This is a genomic window from Methylobacter luteus IMV-B-3098 (genome assembly GCF_000427625.1).
GTDB lineage: Bacteria > Pseudomonadota > Gammaproteobacteria > Methylococcales > Methylomonadaceae > Methylobacter > Methylobacter luteus.
The window spans coordinates 1505767-1526734 of record NZ_KE386569.1 but is presented as its reverse complement, the minus strand read 5'-3'; the positions used below and the strand labels follow the sequence as shown (position 1 = coordinate 1526734).

Genomic DNA, 20968 nt, shown 5'->3' with positions numbered 1-20968 from the left:
GCTTCGCGGCATCTATCGGGTTGTCCAACCCGGCTTTCCTTTTTTGAGAGTATGTGTGTGGGTCGCATAGCAATTTTTACCGATGATCCGGGCTGGCATGGCAAGCAGTTGCGTCTTGCTTTCGCCGGTCGGGGGTATAGCAGCGAATATGTATCGCTAACCGAATGCGAGTTCGCTATCGAGCCTGGACGGATTCCGGTTTTGATTCCCGGCTTCGAGCAGGAGTTGCCTGATGCGGTTTTTGTCCGGGGCGTGCCGGGCGGTTCGCTGGAAGAGGTCGTGATGTATCTGGATGTTCTGCATGCCTTAAAGGCGATGAATATCCCCGTCTACAATGACGGGCAGGCCGTTGAGCGCAGTGTCGACAAGGGCATGACCAGTTTCTTGCTGCACAATGCGGGCCTGCCCACGCCGATGACCTGGATTTTGCGGAACAGGGAGCAGGCTTTGAGCATTGCCGAGGAAGAGCTGAGAAAAGGCAACCTGCTGATCAGCAAGCCGCTGTTCGGCTCGCAGGGCGAAGGCATTCGGCGCATCGAAAAAACGACTGACCTGTTCTGGTTAACAAGCAGCCACGGCGTTTACTATCTGCAACGCTTTGTGCATTGCGACGGCGCCGGATTCTCGGATCATCGCGTTTTTGTCATCAACGGCCGCGCGGTTGCGGCCATGCGCAGACGCGGCAAGTCGTGGCTGAACAATGTCGCGCGCGGCGCTCAATGCGAAGTGATCGATCTGGACCCTCAAATGGCCGATCTGGCCGTCAAGGCGACACACGCATTGGCTATGGATTATGCCGGTGTGGATATTATCCGCGACAGGGAAGGCAATTACACTGTGATCGAGATGAACAGCATTCCGGCCTGGAAAGGGCTGCAAAGCGTTTGCGATATCAGTATCGCCGAATTGCTGGTGGACGATTTGATAAACCGACGCATCAATAAAAACAGGCCTGAAGCCATTGCCGCTGTTTCATGATTTCTTCAAAGCAAATTAGCGATCTGTACCGACTGGCCTGCGAAGTGGAATTGGAGGCATTCAAGCCCGGCAATGTCAGTATTTATGTCGATGGTCATGACATGACCGTAGCGGACTTCATAGCCAGCGCCGAAGTTAGCGCGGGCCCTCTCTGCGATCCGGATTATTCGTTGGGAGAGAAAATCTATTACGCCGTCAAGGCGACGCGAACGGCGGTAGGCTGTAACACCAATCTGGGTATTCTGCTGCTGTGCGCGCCGCTGGTTCAGGCGATCAGCTATTGCGGTTCAGGCGTGACGCTGAGACAGGCTGTGCACCGCGTTATTGCCAATACAACGGTGGAAGATGCCGACTGGGTATTTAAAGCCATAGCGTTGGCATCGCCGGGCGGGTTGGGCAAGTCCGAGGAGCAGGATGTCCATGAGAAGCCCTCCGTGACCCTGACCGAGGCTATGAAAATAGCCAGCTCCAAAGATCGTATCGCGCTGCAATACGTTACGGATTATAAAGATATTTTCGATTTTTCAGTTTTAAGGTATAATGGCGTTTTTGATCGGTGGGGAGACCGAAATTGGGCCGCGGTAGCAGTATATGCCGATTTGCTCAGTCAATTCCCTGATAGCCACATCGAAAGAAAGTACGGAGACCGATACACTGGAATGGTTGCGGCCAGGATGGCTCTGCTTAGTGAGGAGTTATTCAAAACTGACGATCCGGAACAACTTAAGCCGTTGCTTTATCGTATCGATCAGGAGTTCAAACTCAATGGGATTAACCCGGGTACAACGGCCGATTTAACTGTGGCGACAGTACTGACAGTATTTTTAGAGGATTTGATTGGAAAGCTTTAATCGCTTTTGATCAATCTTCAACAACGAATTTGTTTAAAAACAAATAATCCGACATTTGATGTCCTTAGATTTAATCTAATCTTTATCATTTTTTCTACACAGGGGAAAATCAAGCATGGCTAAAATTAATAACTTACGCGTTGGTGAATCTTTAGTTGGCGAAGGCAACGAAGTTGCTCACATCGACCTGATCATCGGCCCAAGAGGTTCAGCTGCTGAAACTGCGTTTGCTAACACTTTAACAAACAACAAAGACGGCTTCTCCAGCTTGCTGGCTGTTGTTGCTCCTAACCTGATGGTTAAACCTTCTACTGTTATGTTCAACAAAGTAACAATCAAAGGTTCTAAGCAAGCAGTTCAAATGTTTGGCCCAGCACAACGTGGTGTTGCTATGGCTGTTGCTGACAGTGTAGAAAACGGCACTATTCCGGCAAACGAAGCTGATGACCTGTTCATCTCTGTTGGTGTATTCATTCACTGGGCTGCTGAAGACGACGCTAAAATCCAACAGTACAACTACGAAGCTACTAAAGAAGCTATCGCTCGCGCTGTTGCTGGCTTGCCTACAGCTAAAGAAGTTGTTGAAGGTAAAGCAACTGCTGTACATCCATTCGCTGCTAACTAAGATTTACTTAGTTACTGAGAATATTAAAAATACCCCGACTCGTCGGGGTATTTTTTTGCCTGAAGGTTTCTGATATCGTCGGCGCTCAGGTGACCTGAATGCAGCGCGCTTGCGACCAGCGCCTGCTCTACACCTATTTCACTCAAGTCCAGCAGATCCTGTTTGTTCCTGATGCCGCCTGCGGCGATAAAGTTTTTGTCCGGGTATTGCCTGCAAAACCGAGCTAGTTTATCCAGATCCGGGCCGCTATGACTGCCCACGCGCGCCAGAGTCATGATGATAATATGATCGGGCCACAGATTCGGGTTGCTGAACAATGATTTCGCCCCCAGTGCATCGGTCAAAGAATAATCCAGAGACAGAACAAAATTATTGTCAAAGGCTTTAATTTCGCCGATTGTCTCGTCGCGAAAAGATTCGCTGCCCAGCACCGACATATAATTGCCGGGTCGTACGCTTTGTTGGCTGCCACTTTGATAGCCGCTGTCCACCCAAAAAGTCAGCTTCGGAAAACGAGCCAGCATTTCATCAATTAGTCGCCCATGGCCGCCCTGGTGCATGATCGCGTTCAGATCGGCAATGTAAAAGGTGGAGAAGTCATGAAGATTTAAAAATGCCTCGATAACGCTGTCGATGTCCGATGAATTGCATAAGCGGGTATTGATGGGCTGATATTGATCGCGCCGGCCTTGTCTGGCATGCACGACGACGCCGTCTTTCAAATCGATGACCGGGATTATTTTCATGGATAACTGTTATGCCGTAAAACAGGGAGGTGCGGTAAATGGTACAATAGGCAAATTAATTCATGGCCTTGAGCGGCTAATCTCTTGCTGATTGTTTAAATTGTGAAAATTCTGGTGTTTGAGTATATCACGGGCGGCGGCTTTAATAAGCAGGCGTTGCCTGGTTCGCTGGCTCGCGAAGGCCGCCTGATGTTACAGGCTTTGCTCGATAATCTGACTGCGATAGACGGTATCGAGCCGGTTGTGATGCTCGATGAGCAGTTGGCAGGATCAGTAAATACGGTCGGAAAGTCTACGGTTATCATCGGTCCGGAGCATGACGTTATCGAAGAATTTACGCGCCTGGCCGGGCAGTGCGATGCGGTATGGCCTGTCGCACCGGAATTTGACGGGATTTTACAGGCATTATGCCAAACGGTTGATCTGTCAGGCAGAATTTTACTGACGTCGCCGGCCAGTGCCGTGGCCATGACCGGCAATAAACTCAGGACTTATGAACGGCTCATGCAGCACGATATTGCGACTATTGCAACTTACTCGTTCGATACCGCCGAATATCGCTCCGGAGAATGGATCGTCAAATCCATTGACGGCGCAGGCTGCGCGGAAAGTTATCTGATTGAGGATAGGCAGGATTTCGCGGCAATCTCGTCGCAGTCGCAGGATAAAACCCGATTTATTTTTCAGCCCCACATTCAGGGTGAAAAGACCAGCTTGTCCTGTTTGTTCAAGCAGGGTCAAGGCTGGCTGTTATGCGTTAATTTGCAGCGCTTCGAGATCATCAACAAACAGTATCAGCTAACAGAATGCGTGGTTAATTATCAGGCTGACTTTAGCCCATACCAAAATTTAGTAGCGGCTATAGCCCAGGCTTTCCCTGAATTATGGGGATATGCGGGCATTGATCTGATTGAAACCGCAGAGCAAATCCATGTGCTGGAAATAAACCCGCGTTTGACCACGTCATTCACGGGTATCTATGATGGCCTTGGCATTAATGTCGCGCAGCAGGTTCTGCGTTTGCTGAACGGCGAACCCCAGGTAAATCCGGCGCGTAATCAATCAATTGCAGTAAAAGTAAGGGAATCAGATGCAGCTTAATACAATTGGCTGGGATATAGGCGGGGCTCATGTCAAGGCGGCCGTCGTCAATGAGGATGGCGATATTGTCGATGTGTTTCAGCAAGCCTGTCCGTTATGGAAAGGCATGGATCAGTTGCATCAGGCTGTCAACGCGGTCTTATCGCAATTACCTGAGGCCAATTATCTGCACGCCGTTACCATGACCGGCGAGCTGGTCGATTTGTTTGAGAGCAGGGATGACGGCGTCAGTCAAATCATCAAGACCATGAAGACATTGCTTTCCGAAGGCAAAATCAGGATTTTCGCAGGTAAAGAGGGCATGCTCGATATTCAAGCCGTTGAGGAAAAACACTACGAAGCCATTGCATCCGCCAACTGGCTGGCCAGTGCCTCATTTGCCGCTCGAAAGCTCGAAAGCGGTTTATTTATCGACATAGGCAGCACGACGACCGATATTCTGCTTCTGCGTGATAGGCAGGTGCAGGCGGCCGGCTATACCGACTATCAGCGCCTGATTTCCGAAGAGCTGGTTTATACCGGCATCGTCAGAACGGCGGTTATGGCGGTTGCGCGGACGGCGTTCGATAAAGGTCACGAAATCGGTTTGATGGCCGAATATTTTGCCACAATGGCCGATGTTTACCGCGTCACGGGCGAGCTCAATGAGCTGCATGATCAAACTGAAACCGCCGATGGCGTGGAAAAAACCGTTATGGCCAGCGCCAGGCGGCTGTCGCGCATGATAGGTTGCGATTTTGATGCCGACGAGCTATCGCGTTGGCGGCAATTTGCTGATCATATTCGCTCGCAACAACTACAAAAAATACAACGAAGCTGCGAAAGACAGCTATCGCGCCATAACTTGGCTCAAAGCAGCCCGTTTATCGGCGCCGGGGTAGGGTGTTTTCTGGTGAGACAGATCGCTCTGAATCTGGGTTACCCTTATGTTGACTTCAGCGACTTGTTTCAAATCTCGACTGTCCGGACAGGATTGTCCGCGTCCGACTGTGCGCCGGCCGTTGCCGTTGCCTGTCTGGCCGGGGAGCTTTGTTAATTCGGGCGACTGTTATAAAATTTCATTCAATCTGAATATCCATTTGTCAATGCCCTTCACATACTCATACAACTGGCTGCGCTGCGAGCAGGCAACTTGCTGATCCGTTTATCCCAACCAGACACAATTTAAATGTCGTCATCGAAACAACTTCATTCTCCGCTTCCTTATTTTAAAAACAGTGCAGCGCTTTTTGCGCCGATCGCCGGCCGTCCCTGGTCGGTTTTTCTCGATAGCGGTTATCCTTACAGCCGGCAGGGGAGGTACGATATTATCGCGGCCGATCCCGTATGTACGCTGGTCACGCACGGTGATACAACCCGGATTACGCGTGGCGGCGTATCCGTGCAATCGACTGAAGATCCGTTTTTATTGGTCAAGCAGCAGTTAATCGGGAATTTTCCGGTCATCGACGGCCTGCCTTTCAATGGCGGAGCCATCGGTTATTTCTCTTATGATCTGGCCCGCCGGCTGGAGAAATTGCCCGTTATCGCCGAAGACGCCGAGCATATTGCAGAAATGGCCGTCGGCATCTATGACTGGGCGGTCATCGTCGACCATGAACGGCAAGAAAGCACGCTGGTCGGGCATGTGGACAATGATCAAAAATGGCGGGCTTTAATTGGGCAATTCAGCACATTGCCAGCTGATCGCCATGATCAGCCATTCAAAGTGTTCGGCGATATTAAGGCCAATATGGACAAGGAAGCCTATGCCAAGGCTTTTTACCGCATTAAGCATTACCTGAAAGAAGGCGATTGCTATCAGGTTAACCTGACCCAGCGTTTCGCTGCCGACTGCGAAGGCGATCCCTGGACCGCCTATCTGGCGCTGCGTGAATTGAATGCCGCGCCGTTCAGCGGCTATCTGAACCTGCCCGAGGCGCAAATTCTCAGCTCGTCGCCGGAGCGGTTTTTGAAGGTGACGAACGGTATCGTGGAAACCAAGCCGATCAAGGGCACGCGTCCGCGCAGGCAGGATGTCGTGGAGAACCAGGAGCAGATTCAGCAGCTTAAAAACAGCAAGAAAGACCGCGCCGAAAATGTCATGATTGTCGATCTGCTGCGCAATGATCTCAGCAAGACCTGCAAAAAAGGGTCGGTCAAGGTGCCGGTCCTGTTCGATGTGGAAAGTTACGCCACCGTGCATCATCTGGTCAGTACCGTCACAGGCGAACTGGCTGATGATCAGTACGCGATGGATCTGTTAAGAAGCTGTTTTCCAGGTGGCTCGATTACCGGCGCGCCCAAGATCCGTGCCATGGAAATCATCGAAGAGCTCGAACCCAACCGGCGCGGCGTTTATTGCGGAGCTATCGGCTACCTGGGATTTGACGGCAATATGGATACCAATATCGCGATCAGAACGCTGGTGCATTCGGAAAATATGATCCGCTTCTGGGCGGGCGGCGGCATCGTCAACGATTCCGTCATGGAAGATGAATATCAGGAATGTTTTGACAAGGCGGCGGCGATGATCCGGTTGCTACAGCGGTTTAGGCAAGAATGATCGTTATCAAACTGGGCGGCAGTCTGGCTGAGTCGGGCGCGCTGGTTTCATGCCTGAACACGATCGAGCAGGCGTATGCGGGCGGTGTGGTGATTGTGCCCGGCGGCGGTGCTTTTGCCGACCAGGTCAGAATGGCCCAACAGCACTGGCGGTTCGATGACGGCACGGCGCATGCGATGGCGCTGCTGGCAATGCAGCAGATGGCCTTGTTGTTTAAAAGCCTCAAGCCCGATTTTGTAATCTCTGGTTCGATTGCCGGGATTCAGGCGCAGTTGGCCAGGCAAAAAATCGTAATCTGGTCGCCCGATATCGTCGAGCTTGATGAGACAGGCGTCGAGGCCAGTTGGGACATCACATCGGATAGTCTGGCCGCCTGGCTGGCCGGAATGCTTTCATCGGATGAGCTGATTCTGGTAAAGTCAGCAATGATTGACGCCAGTCTCGGCATTGATGAACTAGTCGAGCACGGCATTGTCGATAAAGCGTTTTACGGCTTTACAGCGCGAGCGCCGTTTACAGTAAAAATCATTAATCATCGAAGTTTCTAATGTCCGAATACAATCAATCATTAACGAGCTTTCTGATAAGAAAATCACTCGATTCACTCGGCAGTTTTTTCTCTAAAAAATTCCGCAACGTTTATTACAGCGCCAGGGAATCGATAGGCGATCACAAGCGTACCATTGTCGTCTCACAGGTTGAGCAAGCGTGTGTCAGCTTGCAGGATACTCGGGATGAGTTTGAAGATGCGCTTGAGCGTTTTAAATCGCTGGTCAACGTCAGCGAGACCACGCTGGACCATAAATACAATCTGTTAAACAGGCAATATCAATTCTGCCGAGCCAAATCCGAGGCCGTCAGCGACAGAATCAGAGCTATAGAAGACGTCAGCGAGGCGCTGTTTATCGAGTGGGAAAGAGAGTTGGATGAATATACGAACCGCTCCTTGCGTAACCAGAGCAAACAACAGTTGAAGGCAGCCAGGCAAAATTATACCCGGCTGATCAAGTCCATGCGCAGGGCCGAAGCCAAAATCCAGCCGGTGCTGCTGGCATTCAAGGATCAGGTGCTATACCTTAAACACAACCTCAATGCCCAGGCGATTGCGGCATTGAGGCATGAGTTTATAGAAATCGGCATAGACATATCGCAGCTGATTCATGCCATGGAGCAAACCATTGCCGAAGCTAATCAGTTTGTGTCAACACTGGTTGAACAAAAAGCGCTGCCTGGCCGATGAGGCCATTGGCCTTATTTTAGTTTATAGAGGATGTCGTTGGCCTTGTCGCGAGGGTCTTTGCCAGTTCCCTTTTCTTGGCTAATTCGTTCCTGGCCGAATTTGGCAATCATTTCATCCCAGCTCGAATACTGGGTATAGGCCTCAATGCCGGCATTTTTACGTTCTTGATAAAGTTCCTTGCCTAGATCGATGATTTCTTGAGGCTCTTTGCCGTCAACCTTTTCAAGAAATTCACCTTCATTTTTGAAAGAATCGCGGATAGTCCAGAAAGAGACCTCGAATTCGATGCGTTGTTCGGCAGGGAGGCGATTTTTGATCACTTTGACGGACTTATAAGCCGTGCGGGCATTGTGGCCGTTTATTTTCATGCCGTTGCCGCAGGCAATTAATGTTGTGCAGGTAAGAATAATCAGCAGAGCAGATAGTTTCTTCATAAGATAACCTCGAAGTAAAGTACGGGTCCAAGTTGCGTTATTTATAATTATTGCATTACACCCTGTCACCAAACAAAGTAAAATGGTCGGTTATTATAAACCCAAGCTAACTTTCTATGCTGGAATTTATCCAATTATTAAAACAGCGTTACCAAGCCGTTTTGAGTCAACCGGGCAATGAATCTGCCAAAACAAGTTATCAACAGCGGATAGATCAGCTTATTATGGCGGAAGCCTTTATGCGTAAAGGCCAACTCATAGCATCTACCCCTGAACACCCATTGCAGATCACTGTTATTGGTCCGACCCAGGCAGGAAAGAGTTCACTTGTCAACCTGTTATTAAACAGCAGTGTGGCCGGCGTAAGCCCTTTGGCCGGCTATACCGTGCATCCCGAAGGTTTTTGTAACGGCATCAGCCTGAAGGATTGCAGCGACTTGCAGCGTTATTTTGGCCGATTCCAGCAATTGCAGCAGGCGCATGCGCGAGCAGACCGTTACGACTGTTATCTATTAACTGAAAATACGGCGGATTCAGCGTATTTGCCGCCCAGCGTACTTTGGGATACGCCTGATTTTGATTCGATAGATGCCGCGAATTATCGCGAAGGACTGATCAGGACGATTGCTCTGGCCGATATTATCATTCTGGCCGTCAGCAAGGAAAAATACGCCGACCAGTCGGTCTGGGACATCATGTCCGTACTGGAAGATTTGCATCAGCCGACGGTTATCTGCCTGAACAAGCTCGTTGAAGGCTCGGAAACCTTGCTGATCCATTCACTGAAAGAAAAATGGCAGCACGCCAGAAACGATGAATTCCCGGAAGTCGTGCCCTTGTATTATCAAAAGCAGACTGGCATGCCGGCCTGGCCGGAATCCCGGCAGAAACTACTGATCCAACTTGCCCGCAAGGTCAATCATAAGAAGCAACCGCGCTACGAGCAGGAATTGCTCCAGAAGAACTGGCAGTACTGGGTCGAGCCGGTCGTCGCCGAGCACCAGGCATTAAAGGACTGGCAGGAACTGGTCGACCAACTGATCAAGCAGGCGCTGGACAGTTATCAGCGTGATTTTCTGAATCACCCGCATCATTACGAAACTTTTAAATACGCCCTGGCCGAGCTGCTGAACTTGCTGGAGATACCGGGCCTGGCGGGTATTTTGTCCGGCACGCGCAGAATTCTGACCTGGCCGATCAGACAAGTCATGAAGCTGGGGCGCAAAAGACAGCACATAGCCGACAGCAGCCACGAAGTCGCGCTGTTAAAGCAAATCGCCGAGCACATGCTGATCCAGATGGCGGACCGTCTTCTGGACAGGGCTGAGCAGAACCGGCAAAACCCATGGTGGAAAGAAGCCAGCAGCCTGTTGCGCAGTCAACGCCCGGATATTTTGCAGGATTTCAGCAACGCCGCGAAAAACTACCATATCGCTTTTCAACAGGATGTGGAAAACACCGCGCAACAGCTGTATCGCAAATTGCAGGAAAAGCCGGTGCTCCTGAACAGCTTGCGGGCCACGCGCGCCACGACCGATGCGGCCGCCATTGCGCTGGCCTTGAACACAGGCGGCATCGGCATGCATGACCTGATCATTGCGCCGGCGATGCTGACAGTTACCTCTTTGTTGGCCGAAAGCGCCATCGGCGGTTATGTGCACAGAGCCGAGGCGGAACTGAAACAGCATCAGCTCAATACTGTCAAACAAGCCTTATTCATAGACAGCATGGGCAGAAGGCTTTCCGCACTGCCCAAGCAATTAACACACCTTACTCAGTTTAATATTGCGCCCGAGCAGTTGCAGGCAGCCGAACACCAACTCAAAGAAAAGCGACATGGCTTACGATTACTCTGACTTAGTAGAACAGACAAAACACTGGGCCGAGCAGGCCGCCGCCTCAGGCTGGATCGACCGAGAGTCGGCCAGGCAGTTATGCGAGTTCGACGCAAGAACGCCCGAATCCCTGTTCGCGCATGGCGGCTCCCGGCCATTGATCGTGGCCTTCATGGGCGGCACCGGCGTGGGCAAGAGTTCGTTGCTGAACCGCCTGGCCGGTCAGGCGATTGCCCGGACCGGCATAGAGCGGCCGACATCGCGCGAGGTCACGCTGTACCATCATCGCAGCGTCGCCATACAGCACCTGCCCGAGAAACTGCCTGTCGAGCGCATCAAACTAGCCCAGCATGATGAGGAATCGAAAAAAAACATCATCTGGATCGATATGCCGGATTTCGACAGCATCGAGCAAAGCAACAAGCAACTGGTTCTGGAATGGCTGCCGCATATCGACGTGCTCGTCTATGTGGTCAGTCCCGAACGCTACAGGGATGAAAAAGCCTGGCGTCTACTGCTCGCCGAAGGCGGCCGCCATGCCTGGCTGTTTGTCTTGAATCAGTGGGATAGGGGACAGACCGCCCAATATGAGGATTTCAAGCAGCAACTGCACAAAGCCGGCTTTGAGGAACCGATCATCTTTAAAACGATTTGCGCGGAAGACCTCCAGGCCGATGAGTTTGAATCGTTAAAAGCCACGATTGAATCGTTGGCGACCGAGCATGTTATCGAGCAACTCGAACAAAGAGGCCTGCAGGTTCGCAAGGACGATTTGAAACAAAGGCTGCAGCGCCACATGCCATTTCTGGGCTCCAGCCAGGCTGTGCAGCAAGCGCCGAAACTGTGGCAGGAACAATGGCAGCGCACCTCCGACATCCTGCAGCAGGGCATGGTCTGGCCGATACAGCAACTGGCCAATTACTATGCCGAACACGCGGCCGATTTAATCACCAATCCGGCTACGGGCAAATATTCGCCAACCCGCTCGAACGTGCAAATGTGGGACGAGTGGGCCTGCGCACGATTTGATGATGGTCTGGACGAATTCGTGCTGAATGTCGACCAGCAAGGCATTCCCGTTGCGCCGCTTAAAAAGCAGTTGGCCCCGATCCGCGACAAGGCGCCGAAAATCATTCAGGCCCAGAGTGAACTGGCTGTGCGGCAGGCGCTGGCCAATCCCGGCAATGTCATGCACCGCGTCTTTTTAAAGTTCATGCGCTTGTGCGAGATCGTGCTGCCTCTTGCAGCCATCATCTGGGTCGGTTACAAGCTGTTCACCGTATATTACACCAGCAATGCAGGTAATGAGGAATATTTGGGCGTCAATTTCGCTATTCATAGCATCTTGCTGATCGCCATTACCTGGCTGACGCCGTTTTTTATATTGAAGAAAATGAAACCTTCGCTGGAAAAAACGGCCTTACGGGGGCTTCACAAAGGACTGATTAACGGGCTCAGCATGATTGAATACGAAGTGTCTGAAACCATAGAGAACTTCAGTCATCAACATGCCGAGCAGGTAAAGCAGGTTGCCGACATCATCGAACAGTGCAGAATTGATGATCAGCGACGGGAACTTCCCATGAATGACAAAGGTCTTTTAACCCGAATGTTAATTGAGTAGGGTTTTAGATTAAACGGATTTTCAGAGGGCTGAAAAATAATTTTGTAAATGAACGGAATCTTTTTAGGAAAATTGACTCTTATCAATTACAATACACAAGTTAAGGGGGCGACCTGGCTTCGACGTGGGTAGCGAAACCTTAAGTGCATGCCGAGGACTGTACACCTCGTAAATCCTACAGAAAAAAAGTATTCGCAAACGACGAAAACTACTCAGTGGCTTTAGCAGCTTAAAACCTGCACCACTTCTCTGACTGTGTGTGCTTATGCGCGCAGAGTTCTTCGGAACATTCAGGGATCATATTACATAAGATCGCGTCAGGGCTTAGTTCGGAGCCTGAAGCGCTAAATCCAATCGAAATCGCTGTTGATCCTCTTGGCCCGACGGGTAGTCAACAGTTAAATCAAAAGCGCGGGATAAGCATGTAGACCTTACGGCGGAGTGCTTGCGGACGCGGGTTCAATTCCCGCCGCCTCCACCAATTCCAAATACAACCTGATTCAAGGTTGTACAGAAACCCACAAGTCATAAGGCTTCGTGGGTTTTTTATTGTCCAAAGAAATGTAACAAAATGCAGTAACAATCGACAATTTATGCAGTAAGTTTTACAGTAACTGGAAATTTTTACTGTTACTGCATCTGGAGTTACTGCATGGCGAAACAATTACTGAATGATGTCACAATACGCAGCACCAAACCGGGCGACAAAGATAAACGCCTTAATGACGGTGGTGGGCTATATCTACTTATCAAAACCAATGGCGCTAAATGGTGGAGATTCGATTATAGTTTCCAAGGTAAGCGTAAAACACTCTCATTAGGTGTCTATCCTTCTACCGGATTAGCAGATGCGAGACGCAAAGCAGATGAAGCTCGTACCAACGTTGCTAATGGTGTAAACCCAAGCGATACACGGAAGGAAACAAAAGCGGCTCAAAAATTAGTGATTGAAAATGAAAAACGTCTTGATGCTGGATTAGCAGTTATTGATAGTTTTGAGCATGTGGCTAAGGAATGGTACGAAAAGAGAATGCTTAATAAGTCAGAGAGTCATCGAAAAAGAACATTGAGTTCGCTAGAGCGTGACATATTTCCTTGGATTGGTAGGCAGCTCATTGCCGACATAAAAGCGCCAGAGCTATTAACAGTATTGCAGCGTATCGAGAGCAGGGGCGCAATTGAGACAGCTCATAGAGCTTTGCAAACCTGCGGACAAGTATTTCGCTATGCTGAAGCAAGTGGACGTGTTGATCGCGATATAACTCAGGCATTGAAAGGTGCTTTAACCGCTGTTAACGGTAGCAATTTTTCATCAATGACAGACCCACAACAGATAGGGCCGTTATTACGAGCTATTGATGATTACAACGGCTCATTCGTCGTTAAATCTGCTTTACAACTTGCGCCACTGGTATTTGTCAGACCCAGCGAATTGAGACAAGCGGAGTGGGAGCATATCGATTTGGAAACTAAAGAATGGCGTTATTTGGTTACCAAAACAAAGACTCAGCATATTGTCCCTCTATCAAAACAAGCGGTTGAAATTTTAACTAATATTCATCCACTGACTGGAAATGGGCGCTTTGTATTTCCATCAGCAAGAACGCCAAATGGATCGCGGGCAATGTCGGACGTAGCTTTATTGGCAGCATTACGTCGTATGGGATTTGATAAAACAGAAATGACTGTGCATGGTTTTAGGGCTATGGCTAGAACTATTCTTGATGAAGTACTTGGATTCAGACCGGATTTTATTGAGCATCAGTTAGCTCATGCAGTAAAAGACCCGAACGGCAGAGCATACAATAGAACAGCGCACTTATCAGAGCGTCGAAAAATGATGCAAACATGGGCTGATTATCTGGATAGCTTAAAGGCTGATGCTGATGTAATCCCATTCAGAAAGCAAGGATAAGCTAATCTAATCAATTTAATCGGATTGCTTTATGGGTAATAGACGGAATTCATTCCCTATTTCCGATTATTTCTCTACTAATGTTTTCACTTTAACTAGGTATTACTAATGGCTGAAGAGCTTGATACTAGCTGGTTTGATATAAAGAATTATGAAGTGTTAAAAACACTGTCAATTGATGGATGGGCAAATGTGCTGGGTGCTCGTTATGCTAATCATTACGGCATGACTGAACGTGATTGTCCTTGGTGGATGGACACCAGAATTCCTTATCCCTTCTTGTTGCCAAGAGCAGCAAAATTAAGGAAAGGCATTGTATATAACGGAACCAACAATATTGGCTTGGATTATAAAGTTAATTCAATATTAAAAGGCGATCCATTTTCAACAACCTCTGTTAATAGCCTTTCTTCTTATGAACTAGCTCTACTGGTAGATGATGATCTTCCACAAGTGTGGGAGGCTTGCAGGCATGTGGCTGAGTATGATGCTAGATGCTTTGACAGTGATTCAGATCTTATTCCAGATAAAAATTTAACAAAAATTGCCTCGACTTCACACGATATTAATGTCAGGCAAGGGTGGAATACTTCCCATCATCTAGCATATGTGGCGATTGATCTATATGCAACTGATGAGCAAATCAAAGAAGACTTTAACCATTGGCTAACAAATTATCGAAAAGAGGTTAAACATCAAAGCCCAGAAAAGTTATTTAAGCAGGCAGATTTTGATTATTGGATTAAATTTAGCATTATTCCATACCTTGATTTAATGTTTATATCCAGATTAGAAGGAAAAAAAATTACTCAAAATAAAATGGCGGGGTTAATTTTTCCTGAAGAGTATAATGTCGATAGAGTTGAGCGATTACGTAAAGTCACCAAGCCAGAAGCAGATCATTTGATCAAAAACAAGATATATGAAGCACTATCAGCACAGTCCCTCTTTGAAAAAACAACTGGAATGAAAAAAGCCTAAAACCATTCCGGTATGTAAGAAGGCTTAAATCATACCGGAACGAATTACCTCAAATTCCATCTCTTCAAACAGCAAAAAAAATGCCTACAATGCTTAACCTTATTCAATTATTTGATAAGGTGAAACATGAATACAACAACAAACTATCAACTACCTGAAACCGGATTCTTAAGAATCTGGCAAATCGTAGGCAACAAAAAAACCAGTACTCCCGCCCTTATTCCCATAAGCCGAACATCATTTTTAAATGGCGTGAAGTCGGGCAAATATCCCAAGCCAGTAAAACTTGGAGAACGAACAACGGCTTGGCGTGTGGAAGATATTCGAGACCTGATCACTTCAATCAATCAAGCATAAAAAAACCCATAACTTACTATTAATAGGCTATGGGTTTCCCTTATTTAATACCTCAAATGTGCAAGCGCATTATAGCGTACTTTGTAGGATTACTTGCGGTGGATTCATGCCTAAGGAAACTAGCATGAACAGTAGAGATAAACAATTAACTGAAGAGAAACTACATCTTGAACCTGAACAACAAGTTGAAGAAGCTCACATAGAAGCGGAGCCCCAACTAGAAATAACTAAAGATAAAGATACTTTACCTAGTAAACCATCCCAGAACTACAATGCTGTTTTAGATAGTGAGCAGCATCATTGTTCTGTTGAATTCTTACAGTTTATTGATGATTCCCATTTACTAAAAAAACTTGCCGTTGATGTTGCTAAAGCTACACATCTACCAGAACACACTACCTTCTTAACCGGATTAGGTGTGTTTAGCTCTATCGCTTGCAGAAAGTACAAGGTGGACTATCAGCATAATGGCTCATTACCTATTGGTTTATATGTTGTAGCAGAACAACCTAGTGGTACAGGGAAATCACGCTCCAATTCAATATTCCAAGATCCATTCAATAAAGCCCAAGATGAATATTTCAAAGAAATTAGAGCTAAACTGGCTACATTGAGAAGAAAGAAAGAGTGTACCGAGGAAGAGCAAGATGAACTTGATCAGTTATCAAAGAAACAGCATCCATTTTTCGTAACTAACTCTACACCCGAAGCGTTAGAAGAAACCTTGAAACATACTCATGGTTTTTTTAGTGCTATAGCCAGTGAACAGGGATTAGCTAACTCAATGCTGGGACTTAATTATGGCGAAGGTAAGGTCAGCAACAATGATTTATTGCTTAATGGTTTTGATGGTGGCTATGTAGCTTCTTTGCGAGTGAGTCGTGATGGTTATAGCGGTCATGTTGTAGGTTCAGCCGTCTTATTTGCCCAACCAGGAAGCATTGAAACAATACTCAAGCAGTCCAATGGAACAGGTTTAAGTGAACGATTCTTATTGCTCTCAGAACAGCATAAATTAGGTACACGAGATCATACGATAGAAACATCTATCAATACTGACTTACTTGCTAGATATAAGTCGATTTGTGAAGTCTTGGGTAAAGAGGTTCTAGCTAATAAAAAAGAATACAGTAATTTGATTAGCTTAAAGATCTGCAAGGATGGACATGCTTTAATTAATGAATACAGAAACACCATCGAATTACATTTAGCTGATGGTGGTAAATATTCTCATATATCATTAAGAGGCGCGGCAGGAAAGATCAATATACAGATCATGAAAATAGCGGCTAATTTACATATCTTAGATAGTCAAGAGAGCGAAACTATAGCTATCAAGCATGTTGAATCAGCCATAAACATTGCTAATTCCATGCTGGAAGCTAATTTAAAGCTCTGTATTGATAAAGGGATAATTGGTCAAAAAGCAGAATATGTTGCTATCTTAAGATATTTTGAGAAACGTCCAAGACTTCTCACTTTCCGAGAAATTAGTAACTCAATGCGCGGAACATTACCTTTTAAGAACTTAACGGGGAATAAGACAAAAGCTGTTCGTGCAACACTAACGGAAATGGTAGAAGCTGGATTATTGATTATAAGCAATGAAAGCGGGGTTGATAAGTATTCGTTAGGTCAATAAATTTCTAACAGTGCATAGCGTGTGTAGTGGTTGTGTAAAGGACTATTACACACGCTGAGCCTTACAGCCATAAGGGATAGAGATATATTGTGTAATATATGTAATGTGATATACCTATTTTTTTCTAATATTAATATTTCCTACTGATCTTGATAGAGAAACACTTAAGGTTATACGTGTTACATTGTTACACAAAATGCTTGCAAGCCGCGTGACTGTTGAGTCGAATGCGTGTAACGACACTTACACAAACATTACACACTTTTTAACATAGCCATGAAGTATGTTTATTTTACACGCTTAGAAACGTTCGTATGCTCGCATCAATAAGATTATTCTATTTTTTACCATATCCACTGACCAAATAGCTTAGACAAAAATCGTACTAGCTAATAAATATTTAGTATTTAGATTTCTGTTCCCAAGTATTTAGGTATTTGTATTTATTTGTTGTTAAAATTCTTAAGTTTAGCGTTAATAAGATGCTAGGTTAAGGTTACATCCCTCAAGGACTATGCGTAAGCTCCTATAAAAATAAAAGGCTCATAATGGATTCCAGGGAGTTAGCTGATAATCAGCTCCAACAGAGAACTTAATAACGCTTTACCGCGTTTTCTGGCGTTATGGACAAACTCGAAAAAGCCTAAATAAATGGGCAGATGCGCTTGAGAAATCCCGCGATGCGGGCGTAACCAGGAACGCAGCAGCGACCAAAACCCTTCCATTGTGTTCACATGCACTTCATAAAACCCATCACCGTCCTCATCGCGCGCATATTCCCCGGCACCATGGCAAACGCTTTTTCGCGCGTATCCCCATGACTCCAGGCGGTCATAAATCGCATATTCATCGGTGTAAATGAGCGTACCCGGCGCTATGGTGCTTTGAATCACAGGCTGGATGGTCGTTTGCTGAACATTGTCCAGCATCTGAATGACCACTGGTCCGCCGCGTTGAATCATGCCCAATATCGGCGGCTTTTCCTTGGCCAGCGTACCGCGTCCACGCGCACCTTTTAAGCGGTTACGCCGACCTTTTCGGCCTTTTTTTTACGGCTTCCGGTTGGCCTTTATGCCCGGCTACCACATAAACTTCGTCGCATTCGACTTCGCCTTCCAGCACCACCACTGGTCTTTTGCTGACGATCCCTGACCGCAACTGCTGGGTCATTGGCTGAACGTCCGTTTCATTTAAATCCAGCTCACGGGCAATCTGCGCGTTCGATAAGTTCAAGCCCATAAAATACAAGCACAGCACCCAGATCTTCAAGGGTTGATGGTGACCCGCGAAAATCGTACCGGTTAAATCGTCGAATTTGCGCTGACAGGCCTTGCAGCTGTAACGCTGCCTTTCAGACTGGGTATCATCCTTGCCCTGCTTGATTATGGCTTCTGAGCCGCAATGGGGACAAGAGACTTTATCCGGCCAGCGCAGGACGCGAATCGTTTCAAAGCATTTGGCATTGTCTAATAGTTGAGGTAAGGTAATCATCCGTCCTATCTGGGGATACTGAACCTCAAATTCAAGCTTTCAGCAATGGTTGGGTATCTCCCTGGAATCCAATAAGAGCCAAATAAAAATATATGATTTCTGACTTCAAAAAAGTTGATTCCCTTTCTCCGTCTGATTTTGAAATATTCGTCCGTGATGTGTTTGTTGCTGCTGGCTGGAGCGATGCAATCATTACCAAAGTTGGCCAAGAATTTCAGCATGGTGATGGTGGTGTCGATATTTTTGCCTATAAAAACAAGCGTAAATTTGCTATCGAGGTTAAACAGCGAGCAGCAGGAATAACTGTTGATGTTAAATCTTTAAATCAGTTAGTGACAGGCGCTAAACTTGCCAATGTCACTAATATGATTTTAGTAACAAATTCTTATTTCACTTCAGAAGTAAAAGTTCGAGCTTTAAGGCTTGGCGTTGAGCTAATTGATCGTGATGGTTTGCAGAACTTATGGATCCAAAAGCATTCTGAAATTGGGCGCGAAATTAAACCTAGAAAATATCAAGAAACTGTTATTCAAGAAAGTTTGAAACGTTTTAACGAAGGCAAAGGCCGTTTATTGATTGAGATGGCAACAGGCTTAGGTAAAACTTATACGGTTGCTCACTTACTTAAACAGATATTGCAACAAGGCCAGGCTAGGCGTGTGCTATTTTTAGCACATCAAGTTGAAATTCTATTGCAGTCTGTGACCGCTTTTAAAAACGTGTTTGGCATTGGCACTTACTCATTTTCTGCTTGTTTTGGTGGTGCAGATCCAGAAGATACTGACTTTGTTTTCGGTAGTTTCGATACACTATTTAGCAAAATAACTTTACTGGAAAAAGAAACATTTGATGTGGTTGTGGTTGATGAAGCCCATCATACTCCCGCTATAACTTATGCCACTGTCGTTGAACATTTTCGTCCTAAATTACTGGTAGGTCTTACCGCTACGCCTTTTCGTGAAGACAATAAAGATGTATTAGCATTTTTTGGTGGTTCAGCAGGGCATGTTGGTAAATACGATTTAGCATGGGCATTGCGCCATAATAAATTAGCATTCCCGAAATATTTAGTTCTGCTCGATGATTTGGATCAATCTCGTATAGATCAACTTGATCGTGGCATGTCAATTAGTGACTTAGACAAGCGCCTGTTTCTGCATAAAAAAGACGAGGAAGTTGTTCGCATAATAGAGCAAACGATACAAGACAAACAAATCCCTAATGTTAAAGGCATTGTCTTTTGTCGCAGTATCGCGCATATGAACTATCTTATTCAATTTTTCCCCGCCGGTAGCGCAACTTTCGTCCATTCAAGAATGAATGATCAGCAACGCTGGCAAAATATTCGTGATTTTCGTGAAGGTAGTTATCGCTATATTTTAGTGCGCGACTTGTTTAATGAAGGTGTTGATATTCCAGAAACTAATCTTCTGGTCTTTATGCGTTATACAGGATCTCATACGGTATGGTTGCAACAGTTAGGTAGGGGCTTACGTAAAACACCAAACAAAGAGTATGTTCATGTATTGGATTTTGTTGGGTCATTAGAGCGTTTGAATGAAGTCCATGAACTTAGTAAGAAAGTAAACAGAATTCCAATTGAAAAAGATAATTGGGAACCGACATCTGGTAAAAATGAAATCTTACATAACTCATCGTTGGAAGTGAATTATAGTCAGTCCGCAGCGCAAGTTTTACAGCTAATAGAGGAATTACAGTATCGCCTAAAATCACGCATGCAAGCTATTGAGGCATTACAAAGATACTATAGTGATTACAATAGAATCCCTGAGCTTCATGAAATAGAAAGCGTTCTGACGGATATCAGTGTTGATCAAATCGCTACGCACTTTGATTCATATTTTGGTTATTTGGAAGCAGCATTAACTGGACAATATGATCAATGCTTGTTTCGTACCTTATGCTTAGATTATGCACAGCATTTTTATCAACAGAACCACATCTGCCCAACCTTTAGAGCCATTAGTTTAGCTAATCAATATAACGGTTTACTCGCTGAGATATTGTCAAATCTGGTGTTCAAGGGCCTGAATCAAGCGGCGATCTGATCTGATTCTATTGCCTCAATACCATCGTTAAATTTCACTCCGTCAATCACTTTCGCCAGGTAATCAAACCCTCGCTGACGCCGCCAGTTTTTCTCCGCGCATTGCGCCAATTTGAACATCATCTGCAGCATGCCATCACGCGTCAGGCACCCCTTGGATCGCTTGGTTCTGTGACGGATAGTCCCAAAGGTAGACTCGATCGGGTTGGTGGTTCGCAGGCTTTGCCAGTGCTGAGCTGGAAAATCGTAAAACGCCAATAATTCCTCCCGGTCTTTCTGCAGGCACTGTGTTGCCTTTGGGTATTTGGCCTCATAGGTTTGAACGAACAAGTCAAAGGCTTTTTCCGCCGCCTCCTTGGTCTCAGCTTGCCAAATCTCATGGAGTGCCTGCTTGGCTTTGGCCTGACTGGACTTCGGCAGGCAATTCAGAATATTCAGGGTCTTGTGCATCCAGCAACGTTGTTGGCGGGTCTCACCATAGATCTCTTCCTGTTAAAAAGCGTGCAAAACTTTCCAGGGCCCTGGGGAAAAGAGC

General features: G+C 46.6%; 19 protein-coding genes, 1 other RNA gene and 1 pseudogene. 16 read left to right on the top strand and 5 right to left on the bottom strand.

Translation table 11 applies throughout. The annotated features are described in order from the left end of the window. Nucleotides 1–57: 57 nt before the first annotated feature. The 3 genes from METLU_RS0108890 to fae all read left to right on the top strand — a co-directional run bounded on the left by METLU_RS0108890 (nucleotide 58) and on the right by fae (nucleotide 2454). Nucleotides 58–978: an ATP-grasp domain-containing protein gene (locus METLU_RS0108890; RefSeq protein WP_027157910.1), complete on the top strand. Its 921-nt coding sequence runs from the start codon at nucleotides 58–60 to the stop codon at nucleotides 976–978. Continuing rightward, nucleotides 975–1829, top strand: coding sequence for a triphosphoribosyl-dephospho-CoA synthase (locus tag METLU_RS0108885; protein WP_027157909.1), 855 nt, complete (start codon nucleotides 975–977; stop codon nucleotides 1827–1829). The genes METLU_RS0108890 and METLU_RS0108885 overlap by 4 nt, the downstream gene beginning before the upstream one ends. A 115-nt stretch (nucleotides 1830–1944) precedes the next feature. Beyond that, nucleotides 1945–2454, top strand: a complete 510-nt coding sequence (gene fae / locus METLU_RS0108880; RefSeq protein WP_027157908.1) for a formaldehyde-activating enzyme — start codon at nucleotides 1945–1947, stop codon at nucleotides 2452–2454. Nucleotides 2455–2477: 23 nt separating this feature from the next. On the opposite strand, the gene METLU_RS0108875 is transcribed toward fae, so the two are convergent. After that, entirely contained in the window at nucleotides 2478–3200 is a 723-nt protein-coding gene (locus METLU_RS0108875) for a HisA/HisF-related TIM barrel protein (protein WP_027157907.1), read from the bottom strand. A gap of 114 nt (nucleotides 3201–3314) precedes the next feature. On the opposite strand from METLU_RS0108875, the gene METLU_RS0108870 reads away from it, so the two are divergent. From METLU_RS0108870 to METLU_RS0108850, 5 genes are all read left to right on the top strand, one after another. Next, on the top strand, nucleotides 3315–4301 hold the full coding sequence (locus METLU_RS0108870; protein WP_231383577.1) for an ATP-grasp domain-containing protein: 987 nt from the start codon (nucleotides 3315–3317) through the stop codon (nucleotides 4299–4301). Continuing rightward, nucleotides 4291–5337 carry a hydantoinase/oxoprolinase family protein gene (locus tag METLU_RS0108865; RefSeq protein WP_027157905.1) on the top strand — a complete coding sequence of 349 codons (1047 nt, stop codon included), beginning with the start codon at nucleotides 4291–4293 and terminating at the stop codon, nucleotides 5335–5337. The genes METLU_RS0108870 and METLU_RS0108865 overlap by 11 nt, the downstream gene beginning before the upstream one ends. A 132-nt stretch (nucleotides 5338–5469) precedes the next feature. Continuing rightward, nucleotides 5470–6846, top strand: a complete 1377-nt coding sequence (pabB, locus tag METLU_RS0108860) for an aminodeoxychorismate synthase component I (protein WP_027157904.1) — start codon at nucleotides 5470–5472, stop codon at nucleotides 6844–6846. Further along, a complete protein-coding gene (locus METLU_RS0108855) occupies nucleotides 6843–7394 on the top strand; it encodes an amino acid kinase family protein (protein WP_027157903.1) in 552 nt (183 codons plus the stop codon). Before pabB ends, METLU_RS0108855 begins: the two co-directional genes overlap by 4 nt. After that, nucleotides 7394–8086 carry a DUF2959 domain-containing protein gene (locus tag METLU_RS0108850; protein WP_027157902.1) on the top strand — a complete coding sequence of 231 codons (693 nt, stop codon included), beginning with the start codon at nucleotides 7394–7396 and terminating at the stop codon, nucleotides 8084–8086. The genes METLU_RS0108855 and METLU_RS0108850 overlap by 1 nt, the downstream gene beginning before the upstream one ends. Before the next feature lie 11 nt (nucleotides 8087–8097). On the opposite strand, the gene METLU_RS0108845 is transcribed toward METLU_RS0108850, so the two are convergent. Continuing rightward, nucleotides 8098–8520, bottom strand: coding sequence for a hypothetical protein (locus METLU_RS0108845; protein ID WP_027157901.1), 423 nt, complete (start codon nucleotides 8518–8520; stop codon nucleotides 8098–8100). A 239-nt stretch (nucleotides 8521–8759) separates the two neighbouring features. Here METLU_RS0108845 and METLU_RS0108840 point away from each other — a divergent pair, with 239 nt between their 5' ends. From METLU_RS0108840 to METLU_RS0108820, 7 genes are all read left to right on the top strand, one after another. Continuing rightward, on the top strand, nucleotides 8760–10376 hold the full coding sequence (locus tag METLU_RS0108840; protein WP_331271267.1) for a GTPase domain-containing protein: 1617 nt from the start codon (nucleotides 8760–8762) through the stop codon (nucleotides 10374–10376). Further along, nucleotides 10357–11979, top strand: coding sequence for a GTPase (locus tag METLU_RS0108835; RefSeq protein WP_027157899.1), 1623 nt, complete (start codon nucleotides 10357–10359; stop codon nucleotides 11977–11979). The genes METLU_RS0108840 and METLU_RS0108835 overlap by 20 nt, the downstream gene beginning before the upstream one ends. 104 nt (nucleotides 11980–12083) lie before the next feature. Continuing rightward, nucleotides 12084–12460: a transfer-messenger RNA gene (gene ssrA / locus METLU_RS27260) on the top strand. Nucleotides 12461–12631: 171 nt separating this feature from the next. Further along, nucleotides 12632–13894 carry a tyrosine-type recombinase/integrase gene (locus tag METLU_RS0108830; protein ID WP_027157898.1) on the top strand — a complete coding sequence of 421 codons (1263 nt, stop codon included), beginning with the start codon at nucleotides 12632–12634 and terminating at the stop codon, nucleotides 13892–13894. A gap of 108 nt (nucleotides 13895–14002) precedes the next feature. Further along, nucleotides 14003–14875, top strand: a complete 873-nt coding sequence (locus METLU_RS0108825; protein WP_027157897.1) for a DUF6387 family protein — start codon at nucleotides 14003–14005, stop codon at nucleotides 14873–14875. A 126-nt stretch (nucleotides 14876–15001) separates the two neighbouring features. Next, nucleotides 15002–15232, top strand: coding sequence for a helix-turn-helix transcriptional regulator (locus tag METLU_RS27255; RefSeq protein ID WP_081679055.1), 231 nt, complete (start codon nucleotides 15002–15004; stop codon nucleotides 15230–15232). A gap of 124 nt (nucleotides 15233–15356) precedes the next feature. Next, complete coding sequence (locus METLU_RS0108820; RefSeq protein ID WP_027157896.1) at nucleotides 15357–16874, top strand: DUF3987 domain-containing protein; 1518 nt, start codon at nucleotides 15357–15359, stop codon at nucleotides 16872–16874. A 563-nt stretch (nucleotides 16875–17437) separates the two neighbouring features. Here the strand turns inward: METLU_RS0108820 and METLU_RS28325 are convergent. After that, complete coding sequence (locus METLU_RS28325; protein ID WP_231383524.1) at nucleotides 17438–17866, bottom strand: IS1595 family transposase; 429 nt, start codon at nucleotides 17864–17866, stop codon at nucleotides 17438–17440. 31 nt (nucleotides 17867–17897) lie between these two features. Then, nucleotides 17898–18365 (bottom strand): IS1/IS1595 family N-terminal zinc-binding domain-containing protein, encoded by a 468-nt coding sequence (locus METLU_RS28320; RefSeq protein WP_231383518.1) that lies wholly within the window; start codon nucleotides 18363–18365, stop codon nucleotides 17898–17900. Nucleotides 18366–18457: 92 nt separating this feature from the next. Between METLU_RS28320 and METLU_RS24900 the strand changes: the two genes are divergently transcribed. After that, nucleotides 18458–20434, top strand: coding sequence for a DEAD/DEAH box helicase family protein (locus METLU_RS24900; protein WP_051299840.1), 1977 nt, complete (start codon nucleotides 18458–18460; stop codon nucleotides 20432–20434). Here the strand turns inward: METLU_RS24900 and METLU_RS24895 are convergent. After that, nucleotides 20419–20922 (bottom strand): annotated as a pseudogene (locus tag METLU_RS24895) (IS256 family transposase); the annotation flags it as partial. The gene METLU_RS24900 and the pseudogene METLU_RS24895 overlap by 16 nt on opposite strands. Nucleotides 20923–20968 lie beyond the last annotated feature (46 nt).